Source organism: Streptomyces sp. NPDC026377, assembly GCF_055567715.1.
On record NZ_JBVHPV010000013.1, the window covers coordinates 166,172 to 187,285 of the forward strand.

Below are 21,114 nucleotides of genomic sequence, written 5' to 3' on the forward strand. Positions count from 1 at the left end.
TCGGTTCTCGCCGTACGTACGCGCCGGACGGGCCGTCCTACTCCTGCTTCTTGCGCCGGGTCCCGAAAACGATCTCGTCCCAGCTCGGCACCGCCGCCCGCCGTCCGGGCCGGACGCCGTCCGCCTCGGCCTGGCGGTCCGTGGTGCCGGTGAGGCGGTCGCGGTGGCCGCTGACCGCACGGGGCATCAGCACGTCCGCGTACGCCGCGCCGGCGCCCGCCGAGGCCGCCGGTGCGGGCGGCTCCTCGATCTCCGGTTCCGCCTCGGCCTCGCCCGCCACGGGTTCGGCGGGCGGGGCGGGCCGCTCGGGCACCACCATGTCGCCGCGGAAGCTCGGCACGGCCTCCAGGAGGCTGGTGAGCGAGTCGCTCTCGTCCGAGGCGGCCACGGGCTCGGGCACCACAGGCGCGGTCGGGCGCTCCAGGGGCCGCTCCAACTGCCGGTCCAGAGCGCGGTCCAGCGGCCGGTCCCGGGGCAGTCTGGCGATCCTGGGCACGAACGGGAAGCTCGGCTCGGGGGTGTCGTCGGTCTCGCCGATCAGCGAGCGGGCCTCGTCGTCGACGGCCTGGACGAGCCGGCGCGGCGGGTCGTAGGTCCAGCTGGCTGCGTGCGGCTCGGTGGCCACCCGGTAGACGAGCAGGACCTCCCAGGTGCCGTCGTCGCGGCGCCAGGAGTCCCACTGGACGCTGTCCTTGTCGGCGCCGCGCAGCAGCAGCCGCTCCTGGACCGCCTCGCCGAGCTGGGGGCCGGTGTTCTCGCCCGGGCGCCGCACGGGGGTCTTGCGCGCCCGCTCGGCCATGAAGGCGCGCTCCGCGAGCACGGGGCCCTCGAAGCGCCGGACCCGGTCCACCGGGATCCCGGCGAGCTGGGCGACCTCCTCGGCCGAGGCACCCGCCCGTATACGCGCCTGGATGTCGCGCGGGCGGAGGTGGCTCTCGACCTCGATCTCGATCTGCCCGAGCCGGGCGCGGTCGTTGCGCACGGCGGCGCGCAGCCGCTCATCGATCGGAAGCGTGTATTCCGTGCTGTCCGCAGCCTTCAGCACCAGTCGTGTGCCGTCGTTGGAGACGGCCACGACACGCAGTTCGGGCATGGGGACCTCCCGGGTGGTGCCTGCCGACGTCACCTGCGTCGCTGCTTCCGCTAGTCGAGTGTGGCCTGCCCGGGTGCAGCCTGCCACAACCTTGCCGAGTTGCCCGGCGTGTCGGGCATGGGCCCTGGAACGCCGTTATGGCACGGTTACCTGTTTGCCACACAGAGTGACCGACGTGGTCGCTCCGGACAGCAGGCGTCCGTGCGGTGCCGCGGCGCCGCCGGTTCGAGTGCCGCTTTCGGCCCCCTCCCGCAGTGCCCGGAAACCCGAGAGGGAGACCAGGCCCAGGGCTCGCCACAGTACTCCATTCGGGCCATGTGGGTGGACCGCCGCGCCGCCGAAGTTCTCCCTGGGGGCGGGAGTTGGACACCGCGCGCCGCACGAATACGCACTTCATACGTGGCGTGCTTCACAGAATCGCCAGAAACGGAACTAATCGCTTCGCCCAAAGGTCCCTCCTACGTACAAGCGGACGGAGAAGGGCGAACAGAGGCTGTACATGGGTGAAAAGGCGGATACCGGCACGAAACTGGACGAGAGGCGCCTCGATCTGAGTGTGCCCCAGGTCGCGGGCAGCGCGCTCGCGGCCGTCGCGGCGGCCGTGCTCGCCTCCCGGCTCGGTGTCTACGGGACGATCGTCGGAGCCGGCGTGGTGAGCGTCGTCGCCACCTGCGGCGGCACGGTCTTCCAGCACCTGTTCCGGCGCACCGGGGAACAACTGCGCGACGTCACCGTCCCGTCCCTGCCCAGAGCCCGCCGCGGCCGAGCCCGCCCCGGGCCCGAGGCCCGCCCCGCGTACGAGGACGGCCGCGGGGGCGAGTTCGGCGCGGCCACCGTGCACGGCACCCGGCTGCGTGGCTGGAAGCGCTCGTCGCTCGGCGCGGCGGTCGTCTTCGCGGTCGCGATGGGCGGCATCACCGCGTACGAACTGGCGTCCGGCGCGGAGCTGGGCGGCGGGGGCGGCACCACCGTCGGCTCGGTCGTCACCGGGGGCGGGGACAGGGCCTCGCGCCCGGGGGATGACTCCGGGCCCGGGCGGCCCGCCTCCCCCACGCCCGGCACCGGCGGCGAGGGCGGCACCTCCGCCTCGCCGGGCCCCGGCCGGGGCACCGGCGCGCCCACCCCCGGGACCTCGGACCCGACAACCCCCAGCCCCTCGCCGACCCCCTCCACCGCAACCGGCGGCGCCTCCACCGGAGGGACGGGTTCCTCGGGCGGCACCTCCCCGGGCAGCACCCCGAGCCCGGCACCCTCGTCTTCCTCCGCCCCCACGGACGGCGGGTCCCCGGCACCGGACCCCGCCGCTCCCGGCACCGGGCCGGGAGCGGGTCCGGACGCGGCCCCGTCGCCGTAGGGCGCCGGTCCCCGCGGGTCCGTCAGTCCCCGAGCACCCGGCGCAGATAGGCGTTGCCGAAGAGCCGGCCGGGGTCGAGCCGGTCGCGCAGGGCGGTGAACTCGCCGAAGCGGGGGTACACCTCGGCGAAGTACTCGGCGTCGCGGCTGTGCACCTTGCCCCAGTGCGGACGGCCGGCGTGGGCGGTCATGATCCGCTCCACCGCGGTGAAGTACGCCTGGTACGGCGTGCCCTTGTACATGTGTACGGCGATGTACGCGGTGTCGCGCCCCGAAGCCGTGGAGAGCGCGATGTCGTCGGCCGGGGCGGTGCGCACCTCGACGGGGAAGCTCACCCGCAGGTGCGACCGGTCGACCATCGCCCGCACTTCGCGCAGCGCCTCCACGACGGCCTCGCGCGGCACCGCGTACTCCATCTCGACGAACCGCACCCGGCGGGGGCTTGTGAAGACCTTGTACGGAATGTCGGTGTACGTACGGGCGGAGAGAGCCCGGCTGGAAACCTTGGCGATCGCGGGGATCGTCGCGGGGACGGCCCGGCCCAGCGAACAGACGACCTGGAAGAGCCCGTTCGACATGAACTCGTCCTCGATCCAGCCGCTCACCCTGCCGGGCGGGGCGGCGGGGCCCGCACTGCGGTTGTTGCGCTTGGTGTTGCAGTTGCCGGTGTGCGGGAACCAGTAGAACTCGAAGTGCTCGTTCTCGGCGTGCAGCGCGTCGAACTCCGACGTGACGCGGTCGAAGGTCATCGGCTCCTCGCGCGCGTGGAGCAGGAACTCGGGCTCCACGGCGAGGGTGACCGCCGAGACCACGCCGAGCGCACCCAGGCCGATCCGGGCCGCCGCGAAGACCTCGGGGTTCTCCTTGGCCGAGCAGGTCAGCGCCGAGCCGTCGGCCGTGATCAGTTCGAGCCCGGTGATCTGCGCGGCGATCGAGGCCGAGTCGCGGCCGGTGCCGTGGGTGCCGGTCGAGGTCGCCCCGGCCACCGTCTGCTCCATGATGTCGCCCATGTTGGTGAGCGAGAGGCCCTCGCGCGCGAGGACGGCGTTCAGCCGCTTCAGGGGCGTGCCCGCCTCGACGGTCACCGTCATCGCCGTGCGGTCGATCTTCCGTATGCCGGTGAGCAGGTCCGGGCGTATGAGTACGCCGTCGGTGGCGGCGGCCGTGGTGAAGGAGTGGCCGGTGCCGACCGCCTTCACCTTCAGGCCGTCCTCGGCGGCCCGGCGCACCACCTCGGCCAGTTCGTCCGCCGAGGCGGGGGAGGCCTCCCGCACCGGCCGGGCCGTGACGTTCCCCGCCCAGTTACGCCACGTGCTGCTGGTCGCTCCGCTCATCTGCTCCGAGCCCCTCCCGTTGCGGCGCCGGCCTGCGCAGCCGGCGGTACCCCGAGAACGCCACCGCGGCCGCGAGCGCTCCCGACACGACGGGCACCAGATACCCCGAGCGCGCGCCCGCCGCGTCCACCACCCAGCCGGCGGCCGACGACCCGAGCGCCACACCGACCGCCAGCCCGGTACTCGTCCAGGTCATGCCCTCGGTGAGCTTGCTGCGCGGTACATGCTGCTCGACGAGGGCCATGGTCGTCACCATCGTCGGCGCGATGGACAGGCCCGCGACAAAGAGCGCCACGGCCAGGAACGGCAGGCTCCCGGCCAGTTGGAGCGGGATCATACTCACCGCCATGGCACACACTCCCACCAGCCACCTCGTGGCAGGGGCCCCCTTGAGGCGCAGCAGGCCGAAGACGGCTCCAGCCAGGCAGGAGCCCAGCGCGTAGACGGCGAGCACCAGACTGGCCGCCGCCTTGTGGCCGCGCTCGTCCGCGAAGGCCACGGTGACCACGTCGACGGCGCCGAAGATCGCGCCGGTGGCGACGAAGGTGGCGACGAGGACCTGGAGGCCGGGGGAGCGCAGGGCGGCGCCGCCGGTGTGCTGCTCGCGCGGATGGGGCACGGGCTCGGTGGCGCGCTGCGCGGTCAGCCAGAAGACGCCGGCGACCAGGAAGCAGGCGGCCATCAGCGGGCCCGCCTCGGGGAACCAGGCGGTGGAGAGCCCGATGGACAGGATCGGCCCGACGATGAAGCAGAGCTCGTCGACGATCGACTCCCACGAGTACGCGGCGTGCAGGCTCTGTCCGTCGCCCCGGTAGAGCTCGGCCCAGCGGGCGCGGACCATCGAGCCGACGCTCGGCACACAGCCCGCTCCGGCCGCGAAGACGAACAGCGTCCAGTCGGGCGCGCCCTGCTGGGCGCAGACGAGGAGCCCGGCCACGGCGGCCACCGCGGCGAGCGTCGCGGGGCGCACCACCCGCCGCTGGCCGTGCCGGTCGACCAGGCGCGAGATGTACGGGCCGAGCACGGCGGCCGACATGGCGAGGGTCGCCGAGAGCGCCCCGGCCAGTCCGTACCGGCCGGTGAGCTGGGAGACCATCGTGACGATGCCGATGCCCATCATGGACAGCGGCATCCGGCCGAGCAGCCCGGCCGCGGAGAACCGCTTGGTGCCGGGTGCGGCGAAGATCGCGCGGTAGGGACTGGGCATGGGCGCTCCGGCTGCCTGCTCAGCCGTATGGCTGAAGCGTGTACTTAATACCTAAAGCTTACGGTGTTGAACTTACGGTGTCCGGTGCCCCGCCGCACCCGGTTTTCCCGTCCGCCCCAAAACCGCCGTGCCCGGGCCGGCCGGTTCCGGCCGGTTCCGCGCCTGTCAGTGGCGGATGGCAGGATCGGTGCCATGTCCGATCTGCGCGATCAAGCTCCTGGAGCGGCCGGCGAGGCGGCTCCGTACGACGCCCTGCTGCTGCTCTCCTTCGGCGGCCCCGAGGGCCCGGACGACGTCGTCCCGTTCCTGGAGAACGTGACGCGCGGCCGGGGCATCCCCAAGGAGCGGCTCAAGGAGGTGGGGCAGCACTACTTCCTGTTCGGCGGAGTCAGCCCCATCAACGACCAGAACCGCGCCCTGCTGGACGCCCTGCGAGAGGACTTCGCGCGCAACAGCCTGGACCTCCCGGTCCACTGGGGCAACCGGAACTGGTCGCCGTACCTGACGGACACCCTGCGCGAGATGGCTCTGGCGGGCCACCGCCGCATCGCCGTGCTCACCACCAGCGCCTACGCGTCGTACTCGGGCTGCCGCCAGTACCGGGAGAACCTGGCGGACGCGCTCGCGGCGCTCGCGGCCGAGGGCATCGAGCCCCCGCGCGTGGACAAGCTGCGGCACTACTTCAACCACCCCGGCTTCGTGCGCCCGATGACCGACGGCGTCCTCGCCGCCCTGGAGCGGCTGCCCGAGGCGGTCCGCGCCGGCGCCCACCTGGTGTTCACCACGCACTCGATCCCGGACGCCTCCGCCGACACCTCCGGCCCGGCCGAGGGGCACGGGGAGGGCGGCGCCTATGTGCGCGAGCACCTGGACGTGGCCCGGCTGATCGCCGACGCGGTCCGCGAGGAGACCGGGGTCGAGCGCCCCTGGGAGCTCGTCTACCAGTCCCGCTCCGGCGCCCCGCACATCCCCTGGCTGGAGCCGGACATCTGCGACCACCTCGAAACGCTGCACGGCAAGGGCGCGCCCGCGGCCGTGATGGTGCCCATCGGCTTCGTCTCGGACCACATGGAGGTCCTGTACGACCTGGACACCGAGGCCACCGCCAAGGCCGCCGAGCTCGAACTGCCCGTGGTGCGCTCGGCCACCGTCGGCGCCGACCCCCGGTTCGCCGCCGCGGTCCGCGAGCTCGTCCTGGAGCGGGCGGCGGCCGAGCGGGGCGAGCGCGTCGAGCGCTGCGCCCTGGGCGCCCTCGGCCCCTCGCACGACCTCTGCCCGGTCGGCTGCTGCCCGGCCCGCGCCCCCCGGCCCGCCGCGGCCGGCGCCGACAGTCCGTACGCGTAAGGAGCCACCATGACCGAGTCCGACACCCGGCAGGCGGAACACGACGAGAACCGGGAACTGCTCGCCCTGGCCCTGGAGGCCGCCCGCCGGGCCGGCGCGCTGCTGCGCGACGGGCGCCCGGACGACCTCGGCGTGGCCGCCACCAAGACGAGCTCCATCGACGTCGTCACCGAGATGGACATCGCCGCCGAGAAGCTGATCACCGGCTTCCTCTCCGAGCGCCGCCCCGCCGACGGCTTCCTCGGCGAGGAGGGCGCCTCCAGCGAGGGCACCAGCGGCATCCGCTGGGTCATCGACCCGCTGGACGGCACCGTCAACTACCTGTACGGGCTGCCCACTTGGGCCGTCTCCATCGCCGCCGAGCGCGACGGCGTACGGGTCGCGGGCGTCGTCGAGGCCCCGATGCGCGGCGAGACGTACCACGCGGTGCTCGGCGGCGGCGCGTTCTGCGGGGAGCGGCGGCTGCGCTGCCGGCCGGCCGCCCCGCCGGAGCAGTCCCTCCTCGGCACCGGCTTCGCCTACGTCCAGGCGGTCCGGGCCCACCAGGCGGCCGTCGTGGAGCGGCTGATCCCGCGGTTCCGGGACATCCGGCGCGGCGGCTCGGCGGCGATCGACCTGTGCGACGTGGCCGCCGGGCGCCTGGACGCGTACTACGAGCGCGGCCTCAACCCCTGGGACCTGGCGGCGGGCGACCTCATCGCGCGCGAGGCGGGCGCCGTGACCGGCGGACGCCCCGGCGCCCCGGCCTCGGGGGAGCTGACGATCGCGGCCACCCCGGAGCTCTTCGGCCCGCTCCAGGCCCTCCTGGAGGAGTACGGCGCCTGGCACGACTGAGCCGCCCCCGGGCCCCGGGCCCGGGCAGGCGGAGGCCCCCGGCACCGTCCTGCTGTGCCGGGGGCCCTGGCCGTGCCGTGTCAGTGTGCCGCGGCCGCGACCTCGACGCCGTGTTCGGCGGCGAGGCGATGGAGATCGTCGAGCTCGGCCTGCTCGACCTCCGCGAGGAAGTCGTCGCCGGTCTCGCGGGCCCGCGTGAGGTCCGTCTCCGTGGCCCTGATGCGCTGCAGAAGTCCTGCGGTGAATGCGTCCATGGTGCGCCCCCTCGTCGTGGGTCGGTGGCGGGTGGCACGGGGGTGTGCCGACGGTGGATCACGGTCACGATCACGAGCAGCAGGCAGTGGCAAACCCCATACAGGGCGTGATCGCGGGTGTGCAGACGTCCTCCCCCCGCCCGGTGTACGAGAAACCTCAACTCGCGCGGCAATCCCCGCGATTCCCGCACGCCGCGGAATCCGCAGGTCGGGCGGTGCCCGGGCGCCAACACCGTCTTACCGCCGGTTTATGGCCGTAAGAGGCAGGATGGAAGCACACAGTCACCGCCACCGTGCCCACGGAACGGCCCGTCCGGGCTCAGGAACGCCCGCGCGGGCCCACGGGCGCCACGGGGCACCAGCAGGCCCGCGAGGGCTCACTAGGGAAGGACATGCGACGTGCGCGTACTCGTCGTCGAGGACGAGCAGCTGCTCGCCGATGCGGTGGCCACCGGACTGCGCCGGGAGGCCATGGCCGTCGACGTCGTGTACGACGGCGCCGCGGCCCTGGAGCGCATCGGGGTCAACGACTACGACGTGGTCGTGCTCGACCGGGACCTGCCCCTGGTCCACGGCGACGACGTCTGCCGCAGGATCGTCGAGCTGGGGATGCCCACCCGGGTCCTGATGCTGACCGCCTCCGGCGACGTCAGCGACCGGGTGGAGGGCCTCGAGATCGGCGCCGACGACTATCTGCCCAAGCCGTTCGCCTTCAGCGAGCTGACCGCCCGGGTGCGGGCGCTGGGGCGGCGCACGACCGTGCCGCTGCCGCCCATCCTGGAGCGCGCGGGCATCAAGCTCGACCCCAACCGCCGCGAGGTCTTCCGCGACGGCAAGGAGATCCAGCTGGCGCCCAAGGAGTTCGCGGTCCTGGAGGTGCTGATGCGCAGCGAGGGCGCGGTGGTCTCGGCCGAGCAGCTCCTGGAGAAGGCCTGGGACGAGAACACGGACCCGTTCACCAACGTGGTGCGCGTGACGGTCATGACCCTGCGCCGCAAGCTCGGTGAGCCGCCCGTCATCGTCACCGTGCCGGGCTCGGGATACCGGATCTGACCGCGATGACCACGACCCCCGCGCCACCCACGGCGCCACCGAAGCCCACCTGGGACCCCCGGGGCGCCGAACCGCCCTTTCCCTGGGTGCGCCCGACCATCCGCATAAGGCTGACGCTGCTCTACGGCGGCATGTTCATGATCGCGGGCATTCTGCTGCTGTCGATCATCTACCTGCTGGCGGCCTCCGCGCTGCACACCGGCGGCAACCTGCCGTTCAAGATCGTCGGCGGGCAGAACGTGACGGTGACGAGCGGCAGCTGCCGGCTGCCCACCACACCGGGCAACATCACGGATTTCAACGACGCGATCAGCGCCTGCATGACCCAGCAGCGCCAGCGCGCCCTGGACGACCTGCTGACGCGCTCCCTGATGGCGCTGGTGGGCCTGAGCGTCATCGCCTTCGCCTTCGGTTACGCGATGGCCGGCCGCGTCCTGTCGCCGCTGGGGCGCATCACCCGCACCGCCCGCCGCGTCGCCGGGACCGACCTGACCCGGCGGATCGAGCTGGACGGCCCGGACGACGAGCTGAAGGAGCTCGCGGACACCTTCGACGACATGCTGGACCGCCTGGAGCGGGCCTTCACCGCCCAGCAGCGGTTCGTCGCCAACGCCTCGCACGAGCTGCGGACCCCGCTGGCGATCAACCGCACGCTCCTGGAGGTCCACCTCTCCGACCCCGGGGCGCCCATGGAGCTCCACCAGCTCGGCAAGACGCTGCTGGCCACCAACGAGCGCAGCGAGCAACTGGTGGAGGGCCTGCTGCTGCTCGCCCGCAGCGAGAACGAGATCGTCGACCGCAAGCCGGTCGATCTGGCCGAGGTCGCCACCCGCGCTCTCGACCAGGCCCGGGGCGAGGCCCAGGCCAAGGGCGTGGAGATCCGCGGCGAGCGGGCGCCCGCGGTGGTCCAGGGCAATGGCGTGCTCCTGGAGCGGATCGCCCTGAACCTGGTGCAGAACGCCGTGCGCTACAACGTGTCCGAGGAGGGCTGGGTCTCGGTCACCACCGAGCTCAAGGACGGCCAGGCGGTGCTGGTGGTCTCGAACACGGGGCCGGTGGTTCCCGCGTACGAGATCGACAACCTCTTCGAGCCGTTCCGGCGGCTGCGGACCGAGCGGACCGGGAGCGACAAGGGCGTCGGACTCGGCCTGTCCATCGCCCGGTCGGTCGCGCGGGCCCACGGAGGCCGTATCATCGCGGAGCCCCGTGAGGGAGGCGGGCTCGTGATGCGTGTCACCCTGCCTGCCTGAGAAGCTTTTCGACGCCGTTGAGAAGTTCGCTTTGAGCGGAATTTTCGGGACCTGTTCCGAAGTTATCCGTGTGTGATCAATCACAGGGGCAAAATTCCGGCCATCTACTCTCCGTAATCAAGGCTTCCCCCGTAAAACCGGGAAAAGTCCGGGTTTCCGGGGGGTGAGATCACGGGAAGTACACGGGGTGACGCCCGTGAAGTGCGACATTCGGACCCTGTACGGTCCCGATCGCCATCCAGGACGATCACTCTTGAGGAGTGCGGCTGGGTGTCGATTGAGTAACAGACCTTGATGTGAGGCAAAATCTCCGCCTCGGGTCGGGCACAAGTCCGGCCTCTCACGCGTTACGTGCGCTGGAGACACCGCAACCACCCAGAGGGGGAGAGCGACATGGCAACGGACTACGACACCCCACGCAAGACCGACGACGACGTCGATTCCGACAGTCTTGAAGAACTGAAGGCCCGGCGGAACGACAAGTCCGCCTCGGCCGTCGACGTGGACGACTTCGAGGCCGCGGAGGGCATGGAACTGCCCGGCGCGGACCTCTCCAACGAGGAACTCGCCGTCCGGGTCCTGCCCAAGCAGGCCGACGAGTTCACCTGCATGAGCTGTTTCCTCGTGCACCACCGCAGCCAGCTGGCCCGCGAGAAGAACGGCCAGCCGATCTGCCGCGACTGCGACTGATCGGGTGCGTCCGTGAAAGGCAGGGCAGGCGCCGAACCGCCCCGGAAGCGACCGTTCCGGCGAAAGGGTGCCCCGGGTTCGTCCGAGGCGCCACAGGGCGGCACGGGCCCGGCGGAGGGCCTTCACGCGCCCGCCGAGCCCTCGGCTCTCCCCGCGGTGAGTTCTGCCGCAGAGGGAGCAGAGGGAAACGAGGACGAGCGGGGCCGACCGGCCTCGCTCGAAGCGGCACTGGACGGCCAGGCGGGGCCCGCGGCCGGGGCCCGACGCCTGGGCGCCCTGCGCAGTGCCGCCGCCACCAAGGGCGTACCGGCCCTCAAGAAGGGGGTCCGCAAGAGCGGTGCGGGCGTTCGGGCCGCCATCGGCCACCTCGCCGACCGCGTCATCGACATCGCCCCGCGCGTTCCCGTCCGCGACCTCGCCACCCTGCGCCGGCAGTTCCCCGGCCTCGGCCCGGAGGAGATCGCGGACAAACTGATCGCGGGCGCGGCGAACGCCACCTCGACGGTGGGCGCGGGCGTCGGCGCCGCCGCGATGCTCCCCGTCCCGCCGGCCATGCCGGCCGAGCTGGCCGCCGAGGTCACCGGCGTCGCCGCCATCGAACTCAAGCTCATCGCCGAGCTCCACGAGGTCTACGGGCTGCGCCCGCCCGGCACTCTGAAAGAGCGCTCCATGGCGTATCTGACGTCCTGGACGGAGGAGCGCGGGGTGCGGATGACCAAGCCGGCGACCCTCAACACGGCGCTCGGCGGGCAGATGAAGCGGGAGCTGCGCCAGCAGATCATGAAGCGCATGGTCCGCAATCTGCCGAACCTGACGCCGTTCATGGTCGGGGCGGCCGTGGGCGCGGTGATGAACCGGCGCGACACCAAGAAGGTCGCCGCGCACGTCCGGGCGGACCTGCGCAAGCATCAGGTGCCGTGGGACGCGCTGCCCTCGCTCCCGCCCCTGGAGCAGCCCGCCGACCCGCTGGGGCCCGGGGAGTTCCCCAAGGAACTCGGGCACTGACGCGCCACGACGAGGCCGCATGTGCGCGGCCCCGAAGGCCCGAGGGGCGCGCGCTACAGCCCCGCTCGTACGCCGTCCAGCGCCGCCTTCAGCGCCTTCGGGTCCCTGGTGGAGACGTAGACGTACGGGGTCGGGTCCTCGGGGTCGGTGATCTCCGCCCGTACCGCGGTCGGAATGTAGCTGCGCAGCAGCATGAAGGCGCGCGGGTCGGCCTTGTGCAGCCGCCAGGCGCGGGCCTCCTCCGCGTCCAGGACCTCGGGCTCGCCGAGCGCGGCCACCGGGATGCGGGCGTCGCCCGCCACCAGGGTGTCCGCCACCACCCGGATCCGTACCGAACCGTAGGAGCTCACCACCACCGCGGCCGCCGCCGTCCCGCCGATGAGGCCCGCCAGGAGGGGCAGCCCGCCCAGCGGGAGCAGCATCAGCGCGCACGCCACCCCGACCAGGGCGGCGATCAGCCACCACGAGCGGGGGGCGGTGAGGCGTTCGGTGTACTGAGGGGCGTTGGGCTGCATGACAGCAAGCTTGGCACGGCGCGACCGGCGCCCCGGACCGCGGGTAAGGTCAGCGGCTGTGACTGCTAGATCTGCGTCCCTGACGCCCCCGGCCGACGCGAAGCCGCCGGTCCGGCACCCCGACGCGCCCGCCCCCGGCGAACTGCTCGGCGCGCACTACGAGCACTGCTTCGGCTGCGGCGGCGGACAGCCCCACGGACTGCACCTTCAGGCGCGGGCCGGTGAGGGCGTGACCGTCACCGCCGAGTTCACCGTGCGCCCCGCCCACCAGGGCGCCCCCGGCCTCGCGCACGGCGGGGTGCTCGCCACGGCGCTCGACGAGACGCTCGGCTCGCTGAACTGGCTGCTCCAGACCATCGCGGTGACCGGCCGGCTGGAGACCGACTTCGTACGGCCCGTGCCGGTGGACACCGTACTGTTCCTCCAGGCCGAGGTCACCGCCGTCGAGGGGCGGAAGATCTACTCCACGGCGACCGGGCGGACAGGCGGCCCCGAGGGGCCGGTGGCGGTCCGGGCCGACGCCCTCTTCATCGAGGTGAAGGTCGACCACTTCATCGAGAACGGCCGCCCGCAGGAGATCCAGGCCGTCATGTCCGACCCCGACCAGGTCAGGCGCGCCCGCGCCTTCGAGGTGAACCCGTGAGCCGTAGCCCCGTAGACGTCCTCATCCGCCGAGTCGACCCGCAGGTGCCGATCCCGGCGTACGGGCACCCCGGCGACGCGGGCGCCGACCTCGTCACCACCGAGGCCGCCGAACTCGCCCCCGGCGAGCGGGCGGTGCTGCCCACCGGGGTGAGTATCGCCCTGCCCGACGGGTACGCGGCCTTCGTGCACCCGAGGTCGGGCCTGGCCGCACGCTGCGGTGTCGCCCTGGTGAATGCCCCAGGGACGGTGGATGCCGGGTACCGTGGGGAGATCAAGGTGATCGTGGTCAATCTCGACCCGCGCGAGACCGTGCGGTTCGAGCGATTCGACCGGATTGCCCAACTTGTCGTCCAGCAGGTCGAGAAGGTCCGCTTCCACGAGGTGGCGGAGCTTCCCGGTTCGGCGCGGGCCGAGGGGGGCTTCGGTTCCACCGGCGGTCATGCCGCGGTGGGCAGGGCCCTCGGCAGTGAACAGGGTGGGAATCGATACGCTTCGGTCGTATCCGACCGGGAAGGACAGTGACGTGTTCGGACGTCGCAAGAAGAGCGGATCCGCCGATGAGACGGCGGGCGAGGCCGAGCAGGTCGTCGACGGCGTCGACGCTGAGGACGGCGAGTACGGCGATGCCGACCACGCCGGTGACGGGGACGAGCCGCGCAGGGTGAACCTGCCGCCGGCGCCCCGGCCGGACGGTCCCTGGGACGTCTCCGAGGTCTCCGAGCCCGGCGAGGGGCGGGTCGACCTGGGCGGCCTGTTCGTCCCCGGGGTCGAGGGCATGGAGCTGCGGGTCGAGGTCGCGGGCGACGCGATCGTCGCGGCGACCGTCGTGCTGCGCGACAGCGCCGTGCAGCTGCAGGCCTTCGCGGCCCCCAAGAACGAGGGCATCTGGGGCGAGGTCCGCGAGGAGATCGCCTCCGGCATCACCCAGCAGGGCGGCGTCATCGACGAGGTCGAGGGCCCGCTGGGCTGGGAGCTGCGCGCCCAGGTACCGGTCCAGCTCCCGGACGGGACGAACGGGGTGCAGCTGGTGCGCTTCGTGGGCGTGGACGGGCCGCGCTGGTTCCTGCGCGGTGTGATCTCCGGCCAGGGCGCGGTGCAGCCGCAGGCCGCCGGGCTCCTGGAGCAGATCTTCCAGGACACGGTCGTGGTGCGCGGCGAGGGCCCGATGGCCCCGCGCGACCCGATCGTCCTGAAGCTCCCCGACGACGCGCAGATGATGCCCGACGGCGTCCAGCAGGAGGAGCAGGAGGGCTCGCGCTTCTCCGGCGGCATGGGCCAGCTCCAGCGCGGCCCGGAGATCACCGAGGTGCGCTGACCCCACCGGTCCTCCGACGGGCCGCGTCCCTTCCCGGGACGCGGCCCGTCGGCGTTCTCCGCCCCGTGCGCATTGCCCGCGACGGCGCCTGCCGCACATACTGACGCGGCCGGGGAACAGACGTGCGGGGGAGCGGGCATGAGCGAGAGCACCAGCGGGCGCGGCATGGCCCTTGCCGAGCAGCCGGGCACCGGGCCGATGGTCCGCGTGGAGGACCTGCGCCGCAGTTACGGCGAGGGCGCCGCCGCCGTCCACGCGCTGCGCGGGGTGTCCTTCGAGGTGCCGCGCGGCGAGCTGGTCGCCCTCAAGGGGCGCTCCGGATCGGGCAAGACGACGCTGCTCAATCTGGTCGGCGGCCTTGACCGGCCAGACGGCGGCAGGATCACCGTCGACTCCACCGACCTGGCGGACCTGGGGGAGGAGGGACTGCTCGCGCTGCGCCGCGACCGCATCGGCTTCGTCTTCCAGTCCTTCGGGCTGATCCCGATCCTGTCGGCCGCCGAGAACGTCGGCGTCCCGCTGCGGCTGCGCAGGGCCGACCCCGGCGAGCGCGACGCGCGCGTGGAGCTGCTGCTCGCCCTGGTCGGGCTCGCCGACCACGCCCAGCAGCGGCCCGGCGAGCTCTCCGGCGGCCAGCAGCAGCGCGTCGCCATCGCCCGGGCGCTCGCCAACCGGCCCGCCCTGCTGATCGCCGACGAGCCCACCGGGCAGCTCGACGCCGAGACCGGGCTAGCCGTGATGGAGCTGCTGCGCGCGGTGGTGCGCAGCGAGGGCGTGACCGCCCTGGTGGCCACGCACGACACCCAGCTGCTCGGCCTCGCGGACCGCGTCCTGGAGCTGAGCGACGGCCGGATCACCGACCACGGCTGACCGGCGCCCCGCCCGTCAGAATCGCGTCAATACGGCGGCCCCGCCGGACCCCCCGTCCGGTTTGCCGGAATAGGTGCCCGTAAGGTCGGCATCGCGTACGCAGCAGTTCTCGGAAAGACAATGGGGCCATGGCACGCGGCAAGCTACGGATCTACCTCGGTTCGGCACCGGGCGTCGGCAAGACGTACGCGATGCTGTCCGAGGCCCACCGGCGCGTCGAACGGGGCACCGACTGCGTGGTGGCGTTCGTGGAGCACCACGGCCGCCCGCGCACCGAGGTCATGCTGCACGGCCTGGAGCAGGTCGGGCGCCGCGAGATCGAGTACCGCGGCGCGGCCTTCACCGAGATGGACGTCGACGCGGTGCTGGAGCGGCGGCCCGCCGTCGCCCTGGTGGACGAGCTCGCCCACACCAACGTCCCCGGCGCGCGCAACACCAAGCGCTGGCAGGACGTCGAGGAGCTGCTGCGGGCGGGCATCGACGTGGTCTCCACCGTCAACATCCAGCACCTGGAGTCGCTGGGCGACGTCGTGGAGTCGATAACCGGCGTGCGCCAGCGCGAGACGGTGCCCGACGAGGTGGTGCGGCGCGCGGACCAGATCGAGCTCGTCGACATGTCGCCCCAGGCCCTGCGCCGCCGGATGGCGCACGGCAACATCTACACCTCCGACAAGGTCGACGCGGCCCTGTCCAATTACTTCCGCCCCGGCAACCTCACGGCCCTGCGCGAACTCGCGCTGCTGTGGGTCGCGGACCGGGCCGAGGAGTACCTCCAGCAGTACCGGGGCGAGCACGGCATCCGCTCCACCTGGCAGGCTAGGGAGCGCATCGTCGTCGGCCTGACCGGCGGGCCCGAGGGCCGCACCCTGATCCGGCGCGCGGCCCGGATGGCCGCCCGGGGCTCCGGCAGCGAGATCCTCGCGGTGTACGTGGCGCGCAGCGACGGGCTGACCTCCGCCTCGCCCAAGGAGCTGGCCGTCCAGCGCACCCTGGTCGAAGACCTCGGCGGAACGTTTCACCATGTCATCGGCGACGACATCCCCGCCTCCCTGAGGGAGTTCGCCCGGGGCGTCAACGCCACCCAGATCGTCCTCGGCTCCAGCCGCCGCAAGACCTGGCAGTACGTCTTCGGGCCGGGCGTCGGCGCGACCGTGGCCCGCGAGTCCGGGCCCGATCTGGACGTCCACATCGTCACCCACGAGGAGGCCGCCAAGGGGCGCGGCCTGCCCGTGGCGCGCGGGGCCCGGCTGGGGCGGGCCCGCAGCGTGGCGGGCTGGCTCACGGGCCTGGCGGGAACCGCGCTGCTCACCCTGCTGCTGACCAACGTCGACGCGGACCTCGGGCTCGCCAACGACATGCTGCTCTTCCTGACGCTGACGGTCGCCGCGGCCCTGCTCGGCGGACTGCTCCCGGCGCTCGCCTCGGTGGCCTTCGGCTCCTTCCTGCTGAACTACTACTTCACCCCGCCGCTGCACCGGATCACCATCGCGGACCCCAAGAACTTCCTCGCCATCGCGATCTTCTTCCTGGTGGCGGTCTCGGTGGCCTCCGTCGTCGACCTCGCGGCCCGCCGCACCCACCAGGCGGCCCGGCTGCGCGCCGAGTCCGAGATCCTCTCCTTCCTCGCGGGCAGCGTGCTGCGCGGCGAGACCGCGCTCGACGCGCTCCTGGAGCGGGTCCGCGAGACCTTCGCCATGGAGTCCGTCGCCCTGCTGGAGCGGGCCGGCGGCATCGAGCCGTGGACCCGCGCGGGCAGCGTCGGCCCGCACCCCGTCGCCCGTCCCGAGGACGCCGACGTCGACATGCCGGTCGGCGACCACATGGCGCTGGCCCTGAGCGGACGGGTGCTGCCCGCCGAGGACCGCCGGGTGCTCGGCGCCTTCGCCGCCCAGGCCGCCGTCGTCCTCGACCGCCGGCGCCTGGTCGACGAGGCCGAGGAGTCCCGCAAGCTCGCCGAGGGAAACCGCATCCGCACCGCGCTGCTCGCCGCTGTCAGCCACGACCTGCGCACCCCGCTGGCCTCCATCAAGGCCGCCGTCACCTCGCTGCGCTCCGACGACGTCGACTGGTCCGAGGAGGACGAGGCCGAGCTCCTGGCGGGCATCGAGGAGGGTGCCGACCGGCTCGACCACCTCGTCGGCAACCTGCTCGACATGTCCCGCCTCAGCACCGGCACGGTCACCCCGATCATCCGCGGGACCGACCTCGACGAGGTGGTCCCGATGGCGCTCGGCGGTGTCCCCGAGGACAGCGTCGAGCTGGACGTGCCGGAGAGCCTGCCGATGGTCGCCGTCGACGCCGGACTCCTGGAGCGGGCCGTCGCCAACCTCGTGGAGAACGCCGTCAAGTACAGCCCTCCCGGCACGCCCGTCCTGGTGGCCGCGAGCGCGCTGGGCGAGCGTGTGGAGGTCCGGGTGGCCGACCGGGGCCCCGGCGTCCCCGACGAGAGCAAGGAACGGATCTTCGAGCCCTTCCAGCGGTACGGTGACGCCCCGCGCGGCGCCGGAGTGGGACTGGGGCTCGCGGTGGCCCGGGGCTTCGCCGAGTCGATGGGCGGCACCCTCACCGCGGAGGACACCCCCGGCGGCGGCATGACCATGGTCCTCACCCTCCGGGCGGTCCCCGGCCCCGGCCCGCTCACCGCCGGCCTCACCGCCCGGGCCGCCTCGTGACGTACGGCCCTCCGACAGAAAGCAGGACCCGCATGACCCGGGTGCTCGTGGTGGACGACGAGCCGCAGATCGTACGTGCCCTCGTGATCAACCTCAGGGCGAGGAAGTACGAGGTGGACGCGGCCCCCGACGGGGCGAGTGCCCTCCAGCTCGCGGCGGCCCGCCACCCCGACGTGGTGGTCCTGGACCTCGGCCTGCCCGACATGGACGGCGTCGACGTGATCCGGGGGCTGCGCGGCTGGACCCGGGTGCCGATCCTGGTCCTCTCGGCCCGCCACACCTCCGACGAGAAGGTCGAGGCGCTGGACGCGGGCGCCGACGACTACGTCACCAAGCCCTTCGGCATGGACGAACTGCTCGCCCGGCTGCGGGCGGCCGTCCGCCGCGCCGAACCGGTCGGCGGCGAGGGCGCGGACGACGTGGTGACGGTGGAGACCGAGGGCTTCACCGTCGACCTGGCCGCCAAGAAGGTCAACCGGGAGGGCCGGGACGTACGCCTCACGCCCACCGAGTGGCATCTGCTCGAAGTGCTGGTGCGCAACACCGGCCGGCTGGTCAGCCAGAAGCAGCTCCTCCAGGAGGTCTGGGGCCCCTCCTACGGGACGGAGACGAACTACCTGCGCGTCTACATGGCCCAGCTGCGCCGGAAACTGGAGCGCGATCCCTCGCATCCGCGCCACTTCATCACCGAGCCGGGCATGGGCTACCGCTTCGAGCGGTGAGCGGACGTGTCCGCGCGGTGACGGCCGCGAAGGAGGCCCGGGCGGGGGGCCGGGTGGGGGCCGGGCGCGGGCCGGGCGAGGACACCTCCCGTGTCGGTGGGGGCCGGTACGCTTTCTGTATGAGTGCTGACCTTCGAACCGAGAAGCCCGCGGGGCGCTTCCGCCGGATGCTCGACCGGCTGTCCACCTCGCAGGAGGAGCTGCACTCCGCGGAACTGCAGGAGGACACGCAGGCCACGGGGTGCACCCGCATCTCCGACTGCGACGACCGCCAGATAGTCAAGGTGACTGGTACCTTGCGGACGGTCACCCTGCGCCCGAGGGCGGGCGTCCCGGCGCTGGAGGCCGAGCTCTTCGACGGGACCGCCCCGCTGGACGTGGTGTGGCTGGGACGGCGCTCGATCGTGGGCATAGAGCCGGGCCGCAAGCTGATCGCCTCGGGCCGGATCTCGATGAGCCACGGCCGGCGGGTGCTGTTCAACCCCAAATACGAACTCCGACCGCTCGGACAGGAGTAGCCGGTGACGTCAGTCGACAAGCCGACCACCACGACCGCCGCCCCGCACACCAAGGACGCGCGCGCCGACGCCGACGCCAGAGCCGTCACCGAAGCCGCGCTCTTCGACGCGTTCGGCGGGATCCGGGGCATGGTGGAGACCTGCCTGCCCGGGCTCCTCTTCGTCACGATCTTCACGGTCAACAAGGACCTGCACAGCTCGGCGATCGCCGCCGTCGCGGTGTCGCTGCTGCTCGTCGTCGTCCGGCTGATCCGCAAGGACACCGTCAAGCACGCCTTCAGCGGCGTCTTCGGGGTGGCCTTCGGCGTGGTCTTCGCGATGATGACGGGCAACGCCAAGGACTTCTATCTCCCGGGCATGCTCTACACCCTGGGCCTGGCGCTGGCGTACCTGGTGACGACGGTCTTCGGGGTCCCGCTGATCGGCCTGATGCTGGGCCCGGTCTTCAAGGAGAACCTGTCCTGGCGCACCAGGAACCCCGGCCGCAAGAAGGCGTACGCCAAGGCGAGTTGGGCCTGGGGCCTGATCCTGCTCGCCAAGTGCGCGATCCTCTTCCCGCTGTACTGGTGGGCCAACACCTCCCAGCTCGGCTGGGTGCTGATCGCCCTGAAGATCCCGCCGTTCCTGCTGGCGGTCTGGCTGACCTGGATCTTCCTGGCCAAGGCCCCGCCGCCCATCGACGTGTTCGCGGAGATGGAGGCCGAGGAGGCGGCGGCCAAGGCGGCGAAGGCTGCCGAGGCGGCCGGGAACTGACGGCGCGAAAGGGGCCCGGGGTGCGCGTCGCACCCCGGGCCCCTTTCGCGCCCAAGAGGCGCGGGCCTGTGACATGTGCGGCGCCGCGTGGGCGTGATCGGCCGCAGACAGCCCGCAGCGGGCGGACACGGGAAGGGGCCGGGAGTACGCGACGTACTCCCGGCCCCTTCCCCCGCCGTGAGGGCGCGTCAGCTCGCGGACTCCTCGCGGCGGACCGACAGCAGGTCCTCCAACTGCTCCTCGCGCGCCTGCGCGGCCACGAAGAGCAGCTCGTCACCGGCCTCCAGGGTCTCCTCGGGCTGCGGGGTGAGCACCCGCGTACCGCGGATGATCGTGACCAGCGAGGTGTCCTGGGGCCAGGCCACGTCCCCGACCTGGGTGCCCGCGAGCGCCGACTCCGGCGGCAGCGTCAGCTCGACGAGGTTGGCGTCGCCGTGGCTGAAGCGCAGCAGCCGTACCAGGTCGCCGACGCTCACCGCCTCCTCGACCAGCGCCGACATCAGACGCGGGGTCGAGACGGCGACGTCCACGCCCCACGACTCGTTGAACAGCCACTCGTTCTTCGGGTTGTTGACCCGGGCGACCACGCGCGGCACGCCGTACTCGGTCTTCGCGAGCAGCGAGACGACCAGGTTCACCTTGTCGTCGCCGGTGGCCGCGATGACCACGTTGCAGCGCTGGAGCGCCGCCTCGTCCAGCGAGGTGATCTCACAGGCGTCGGCCAGCAGCCACTCCGCCTGCGGTACCCGCTCCACCGAGATGGCGGTGGGCGCCTTGTCGACGAGGAGCACCTCGTGACCGTTCTCCAGCAGCTCGCCCGCGATGGAACGACCCACCGCACCGGCCCCGGCAATCGCGACGCGCATCAGTGACCGCCCTCCTCGGGACCCTGGGCGAAGGCCGCCTCCACCTTGTCGACCTCGTCCGTCCGCAGCATCACGTGGACGAGGTCGCCTTCCTGCAGAACCGTCTGGGAGCTGGGCAGCACGGCTTCGCCCAGCCGGGTGAGAAACGCGACGCGGACGCCCGTCTCCTCCTGGAGCCTGCTGACCTTGTGGCCGATCCAGGCCGCGGAGGTGTGCACCTCCGCCAGCTGGAGGGCGCCGCTCGGGTCGCTCCACAGCGGCTCCGAGCCGGACGGCAGCAGCCGCCGCAGCATCTGGTCGGCGGTCCAGCGGACCGTGGCGACCGTCGGGATGCCGAGCCGCTGGTACACCTCGGCACGGCGCGGGTCGTAGATACGGGCCGCGACGTTCTCGATCCCGAACATCTCCCGGGCCACCCGGGCCGCGATGATGTTGGAGTTGTCGCCGCTGGAGACCGCCGCGAACGCGCCGGCCTCCTCGATCCCCGCTTCACGCAGGGTGTCCTGGTCGAAGCCGACGCCGGTGACCCGGCGCCCGCTGAACCCCGAACCGAGCCGGCGGAAGGCCGTGGGGTCCTGGTCGATGACGGCGACCGTGTGCCCCTGCTGCTCCAGGGTCTGCGCGAGAGCGGCTCCCACTCGCCCGCAGCCCATGATGACGATGTGCACGTCCCCTCACATACTTCCTTCTCGGCGTTGCCCGGTGACGAGCTTATGCGGCTCACGGCGCGATGCACTCACCAGCGTCGGTACTTCCCCCGGCGCAGTCGGTGAGCATCCCACCGGACGGTGCCCCGCCGCACACCCGTCACGCAGGCTGAG

At 72.6% G+C, this 21,114-nt stretch carries 22 protein-coding genes; 15 read left to right on the forward strand and 7 right to left on the reverse strand.

Annotated features, from left to right (window positions below; all coding sequences use genetic code 11):
- Positions 1-37 precede the first annotated feature (37 nt).
- Positions 38-1,093, reverse strand: coding sequence for a septation protein SepH (gene sepH / locus ACZ4MU_RS25385; protein ID WP_467880778.1), 1,056 nt, complete (start codon positions 1,091-1,093; stop codon positions 38-40).
- Between the two features lie 499 nt (positions 1,094-1,592).
- On the opposite strand from sepH, the gene ACZ4MU_RS25390 reads away from it, so the two are divergent.
- The gene (locus tag ACZ4MU_RS25390; RefSeq protein WP_467880781.1) at positions 1,593-2,447 is read left to right on the forward strand and encodes a hypothetical protein; all 855 of its coding nucleotides are present in this window, start codon (positions 1,593-1,595) and stop codon (positions 2,445-2,447) included.
- 22 nt (positions 2,448-2,469) lie between these two features.
- Here ACZ4MU_RS25390 and ACZ4MU_RS25395 read toward each other — a convergent pair whose 3' ends face one another.
- Together ACZ4MU_RS25395 and ACZ4MU_RS25400 are read right to left on the reverse strand one after the other, a co-directional pair.
- Positions 2,470-3,780 (reverse strand): D-arabinono-1,4-lactone oxidase, encoded by a 1,311-nt coding sequence (locus ACZ4MU_RS25395; protein ID WP_467880783.1) that lies wholly within the window; start codon positions 3,778-3,780, stop codon positions 2,470-2,472.
- On the reverse strand, positions 3,749-4,987 hold the full coding sequence (locus ACZ4MU_RS25400; RefSeq protein ID WP_467880786.1) for an MFS transporter: 1,239 nt from the start codon (positions 4,985-4,987) through the stop codon (positions 3,749-3,751). The genes ACZ4MU_RS25395 and ACZ4MU_RS25400 overlap by 32 nt, the downstream gene beginning before the upstream one ends.
- Positions 4,988-5,179: 192 nt before the next feature.
- Here ACZ4MU_RS25400 and ACZ4MU_RS25405 point away from each other — a divergent pair, with 192 nt between their 5' ends.
- Positions 5,180-6,331, forward strand: coding sequence for a ferrochelatase (locus ACZ4MU_RS25405; RefSeq protein WP_467880789.1), 1,152 nt, complete (start codon positions 5,180-5,182; stop codon positions 6,329-6,331).
- A gap of 9 nt (positions 6,332-6,340) precedes the next feature.
- Positions 6,341-7,165, forward strand: a complete 825-nt coding sequence (locus ACZ4MU_RS25410) for an inositol monophosphatase family protein (RefSeq protein ID WP_467880791.1) — start codon at positions 6,341-6,343, stop codon at positions 7,163-7,165.
- An 80-nt stretch (positions 7,166-7,245) separates the two neighbouring features.
- On the opposite strand, the gene ACZ4MU_RS25415 is transcribed toward ACZ4MU_RS25410, so the two are convergent.
- Positions 7,246-7,419, reverse strand: a complete 174-nt coding sequence (locus tag ACZ4MU_RS25415; protein WP_406552523.1) for a hypothetical protein — start codon at positions 7,417-7,419, stop codon at positions 7,246-7,248.
- 399 nt (positions 7,420-7,818) lie between these two features.
- Here ACZ4MU_RS25415 and ACZ4MU_RS25420 point away from each other — a divergent pair, with 399 nt between their 5' ends.
- From ACZ4MU_RS25420 to ACZ4MU_RS25435, 4 genes are all read left to right on the forward strand, one after another.
- On the forward strand, positions 7,819-8,472 hold the full coding sequence (locus ACZ4MU_RS25420) for a response regulator transcription factor (protein WP_365111350.1): 654 nt from the start codon (positions 7,819-7,821) through the stop codon (positions 8,470-8,472).
- A gap of 5 nt (positions 8,473-8,477) precedes the next feature.
- Positions 8,478-9,722 carry a sensor histidine kinase gene (locus ACZ4MU_RS25425; RefSeq protein ID WP_467880796.1) on the forward strand — a complete coding sequence of 415 codons (1,245 nt, stop codon included), beginning with the start codon at positions 8,478-8,480 and terminating at the stop codon, positions 9,720-9,722.
- A gap of 393 nt (positions 9,723-10,115) precedes the next feature.
- Positions 10,116-10,412 carry a DUF4193 domain-containing protein gene (locus ACZ4MU_RS25430; protein WP_067165176.1) on the forward strand — a complete coding sequence of 99 codons (297 nt, stop codon included), beginning with the start codon at positions 10,116-10,118 and terminating at the stop codon, positions 10,410-10,412.
- 12 nt (positions 10,413-10,424) lie between these two features.
- Complete coding sequence (locus tag ACZ4MU_RS25435; RefSeq protein WP_467880799.1) at positions 10,425-11,417, forward strand: hypothetical protein; 993 nt, start codon at positions 10,425-10,427, stop codon at positions 11,415-11,417.
- 53 nt (positions 11,418-11,470) lie between these two features.
- Here the strand turns inward: ACZ4MU_RS25435 and ACZ4MU_RS25440 are convergent, their stop codons facing one another.
- Positions 11,471-11,932, reverse strand: a complete 462-nt coding sequence (locus ACZ4MU_RS25440; protein WP_467880802.1) for a DUF3093 domain-containing protein — start codon at positions 11,930-11,932, stop codon at positions 11,471-11,473.
- A gap of 58 nt (positions 11,933-11,990) precedes the next feature.
- Between ACZ4MU_RS25440 and ACZ4MU_RS25445 the strand changes: the two genes are divergently transcribed.
- The 8 genes from ACZ4MU_RS25445 (at position 11,991) to ACZ4MU_RS25480 (ending at position 19,427) form a co-directional block, all read left to right on the forward strand.
- On the forward strand, positions 11,991-12,575 hold the full coding sequence (locus ACZ4MU_RS25445; protein ID WP_467880804.1) for a PaaI family thioesterase: 585 nt from the start codon (positions 11,991-11,993) through the stop codon (positions 12,573-12,575).
- The gene (gene dut, locus ACZ4MU_RS25450) at positions 12,572-13,099 is read left to right on the forward strand and encodes a dUTP diphosphatase (RefSeq protein ID WP_467880807.1); all 528 of its coding nucleotides are present in this window, start codon (positions 12,572-12,574) and stop codon (positions 13,097-13,099) included. The genes ACZ4MU_RS25445 and dut overlap by 4 nt, the downstream gene beginning before the upstream one ends.
- Position 13,100: 1 nt before the next feature.
- Complete coding sequence (locus ACZ4MU_RS25455) at positions 13,101-13,892, forward strand: DUF3710 domain-containing protein (RefSeq protein WP_467880810.1); 792 nt, start codon at positions 13,101-13,103, stop codon at positions 13,890-13,892.
- A 138-nt stretch (positions 13,893-14,030) separates the two neighbouring features.
- Positions 14,031-14,762: an ABC transporter ATP-binding protein gene (locus ACZ4MU_RS25460; protein ID WP_467880813.1), complete on the forward strand. Its 732-nt coding sequence runs from the start codon at positions 14,031-14,033 to the stop codon at positions 14,760-14,762.
- A 128-nt stretch (positions 14,763-14,890) separates the two neighbouring features.
- Positions 14,891-17,434 (forward strand): sensor histidine kinase, encoded by a 2,544-nt coding sequence (locus tag ACZ4MU_RS25465; protein WP_467880815.1) that lies wholly within the window; start codon positions 14,891-14,893, stop codon positions 17,432-17,434.
- 32 nt (positions 17,435-17,466) lie between these two features.
- Positions 17,467-18,156, forward strand: coding sequence for a response regulator (locus ACZ4MU_RS25470; protein ID WP_467880818.1), 690 nt, complete (start codon positions 17,467-17,469; stop codon positions 18,154-18,156).
- Between the two features lie 119 nt (positions 18,157-18,275).
- On the forward strand, positions 18,276-18,674 hold the full coding sequence (locus ACZ4MU_RS25475) for an OB-fold nucleic acid binding domain-containing protein (RefSeq protein WP_079126363.1): 399 nt from the start codon (positions 18,276-18,278) through the stop codon (positions 18,672-18,674).
- A gap of 3 nt (positions 18,675-18,677) precedes the next feature.
- Positions 18,678-19,427 (forward strand): DUF3159 domain-containing protein, encoded by a 750-nt coding sequence (locus tag ACZ4MU_RS25480; RefSeq protein ID WP_467880822.1) that lies wholly within the window; start codon positions 18,678-18,680, stop codon positions 19,425-19,427.
- A gap of 188 nt (positions 19,428-19,615) precedes the next feature.
- On the opposite strand, the gene ACZ4MU_RS25485 is transcribed toward ACZ4MU_RS25480, so the two are convergent.
- Both ACZ4MU_RS25485 and ACZ4MU_RS25490 read right to left on the reverse strand, forming a co-directional pair.
- A complete protein-coding gene (locus ACZ4MU_RS25485) occupies positions 19,616-20,293 on the reverse strand; it encodes a potassium channel family protein (RefSeq protein ID WP_467880824.1) in 678 nt (225 codons plus the stop codon).
- Positions 20,293-20,961, reverse strand: a complete 669-nt coding sequence (locus ACZ4MU_RS25490) for a potassium channel family protein (RefSeq protein WP_467880827.1) — start codon at positions 20,959-20,961, stop codon at positions 20,293-20,295. The genes ACZ4MU_RS25485 and ACZ4MU_RS25490 overlap by 1 nt, the downstream gene beginning before the upstream one ends.
- Between the last annotated feature and the right edge of the window lie 153 nt (positions 20,962-21,114).

What these genes read in the sequence shown, in the direction of transcription:
- ACZ4MU_RS25460 (WP_467880813.1), top strand. Translation starts at nt 14,031, where the DNA reads ATGAGCGAGAGCACCAGCGGGCGCGGCATGGCCCTTGCCGAGCAGCCG.
- ACZ4MU_RS25400 (WP_467880786.1), bottom strand. Translation starts at nt 4,987, where the DNA reads ATGCCCAGTCCCTACCGCGCGATCTTCGCCGCACCCGGCACCAAGCGG.
- ACZ4MU_RS25440 (WP_467880802.1), bottom strand. Translation starts at nt 11,932, where the DNA reads ATGCAGCCCAACGCCCCTCAGTACACCGAACGCCTCACCGCCCCCCGC.
- ACZ4MU_RS25405 (WP_467880789.1), top strand. Translation starts at nt 5,180, where the DNA reads ATGTCCGATCTGCGCGATCAAGCTCCTGGAGCGGCCGGCGAGGCGGCT.
- ACZ4MU_RS25410 (WP_467880791.1), top strand. Translation starts at nt 6,341, where the DNA reads ATGACCGAGTCCGACACCCGGCAGGCGGAACACGACGAGAACCGGGAA.
- ACZ4MU_RS25415 (WP_406552523.1), bottom strand. Translation starts at nt 7,419, where the DNA reads ATGGACGCATTCACCGCAGGACTTCTGCAGCGCATCAGGGCCACGGAG.
- ACZ4MU_RS25395 (WP_467880783.1), bottom strand. Translation starts at nt 3,780, where the DNA reads ATGAGCGGAGCGACCAGCAGCACGTGGCGTAACTGGGCGGGGAACGTC.
- sepH (WP_467880778.1), bottom strand. Translation starts at nt 1,093, where the DNA reads ATGCCCGAACTGCGTGTCGTGGCCGTCTCCAACGACGGCACACGACTG.
- ACZ4MU_RS25430 (WP_067165176.1), top strand. Translation starts at nt 10,116, where the DNA reads ATGGCAACGGACTACGACACCCCACGCAAGACCGACGACGACGTCGAT.
- ACZ4MU_RS25485 (WP_467880824.1), bottom strand. Translation starts at nt 20,293, where the DNA reads ATGCGCGTCGCGATTGCCGGGGCCGGTGCGGTGGGTCGTTCCATCGCG.
- ACZ4MU_RS25465 (WP_467880815.1), top strand. Translation starts at nt 14,891, where the DNA reads ATGGCACGCGGCAAGCTACGGATCTACCTCGGTTCGGCACCGGGCGTC.
- ACZ4MU_RS25470 (WP_467880818.1), top strand. Translation starts at nt 17,467, where the DNA reads ATGACCCGGGTGCTCGTGGTGGACGACGAGCCGCAGATCGTACGTGCC.
- ACZ4MU_RS25475 (WP_079126363.1), top strand. Translation starts at nt 18,276, where the DNA reads ATGAGTGCTGACCTTCGAACCGAGAAGCCCGCGGGGCGCTTCCGCCGG.
- ACZ4MU_RS25390 (WP_467880781.1), top strand. Translation starts at nt 1,593, where the DNA reads ATGGGTGAAAAGGCGGATACCGGCACGAAACTGGACGAGAGGCGCCTC.
- ACZ4MU_RS25425 (WP_467880796.1), top strand. Translation starts at nt 8,478, where the DNA reads ATGACCACGACCCCCGCGCCACCCACGGCGCCACCGAAGCCCACCTGG.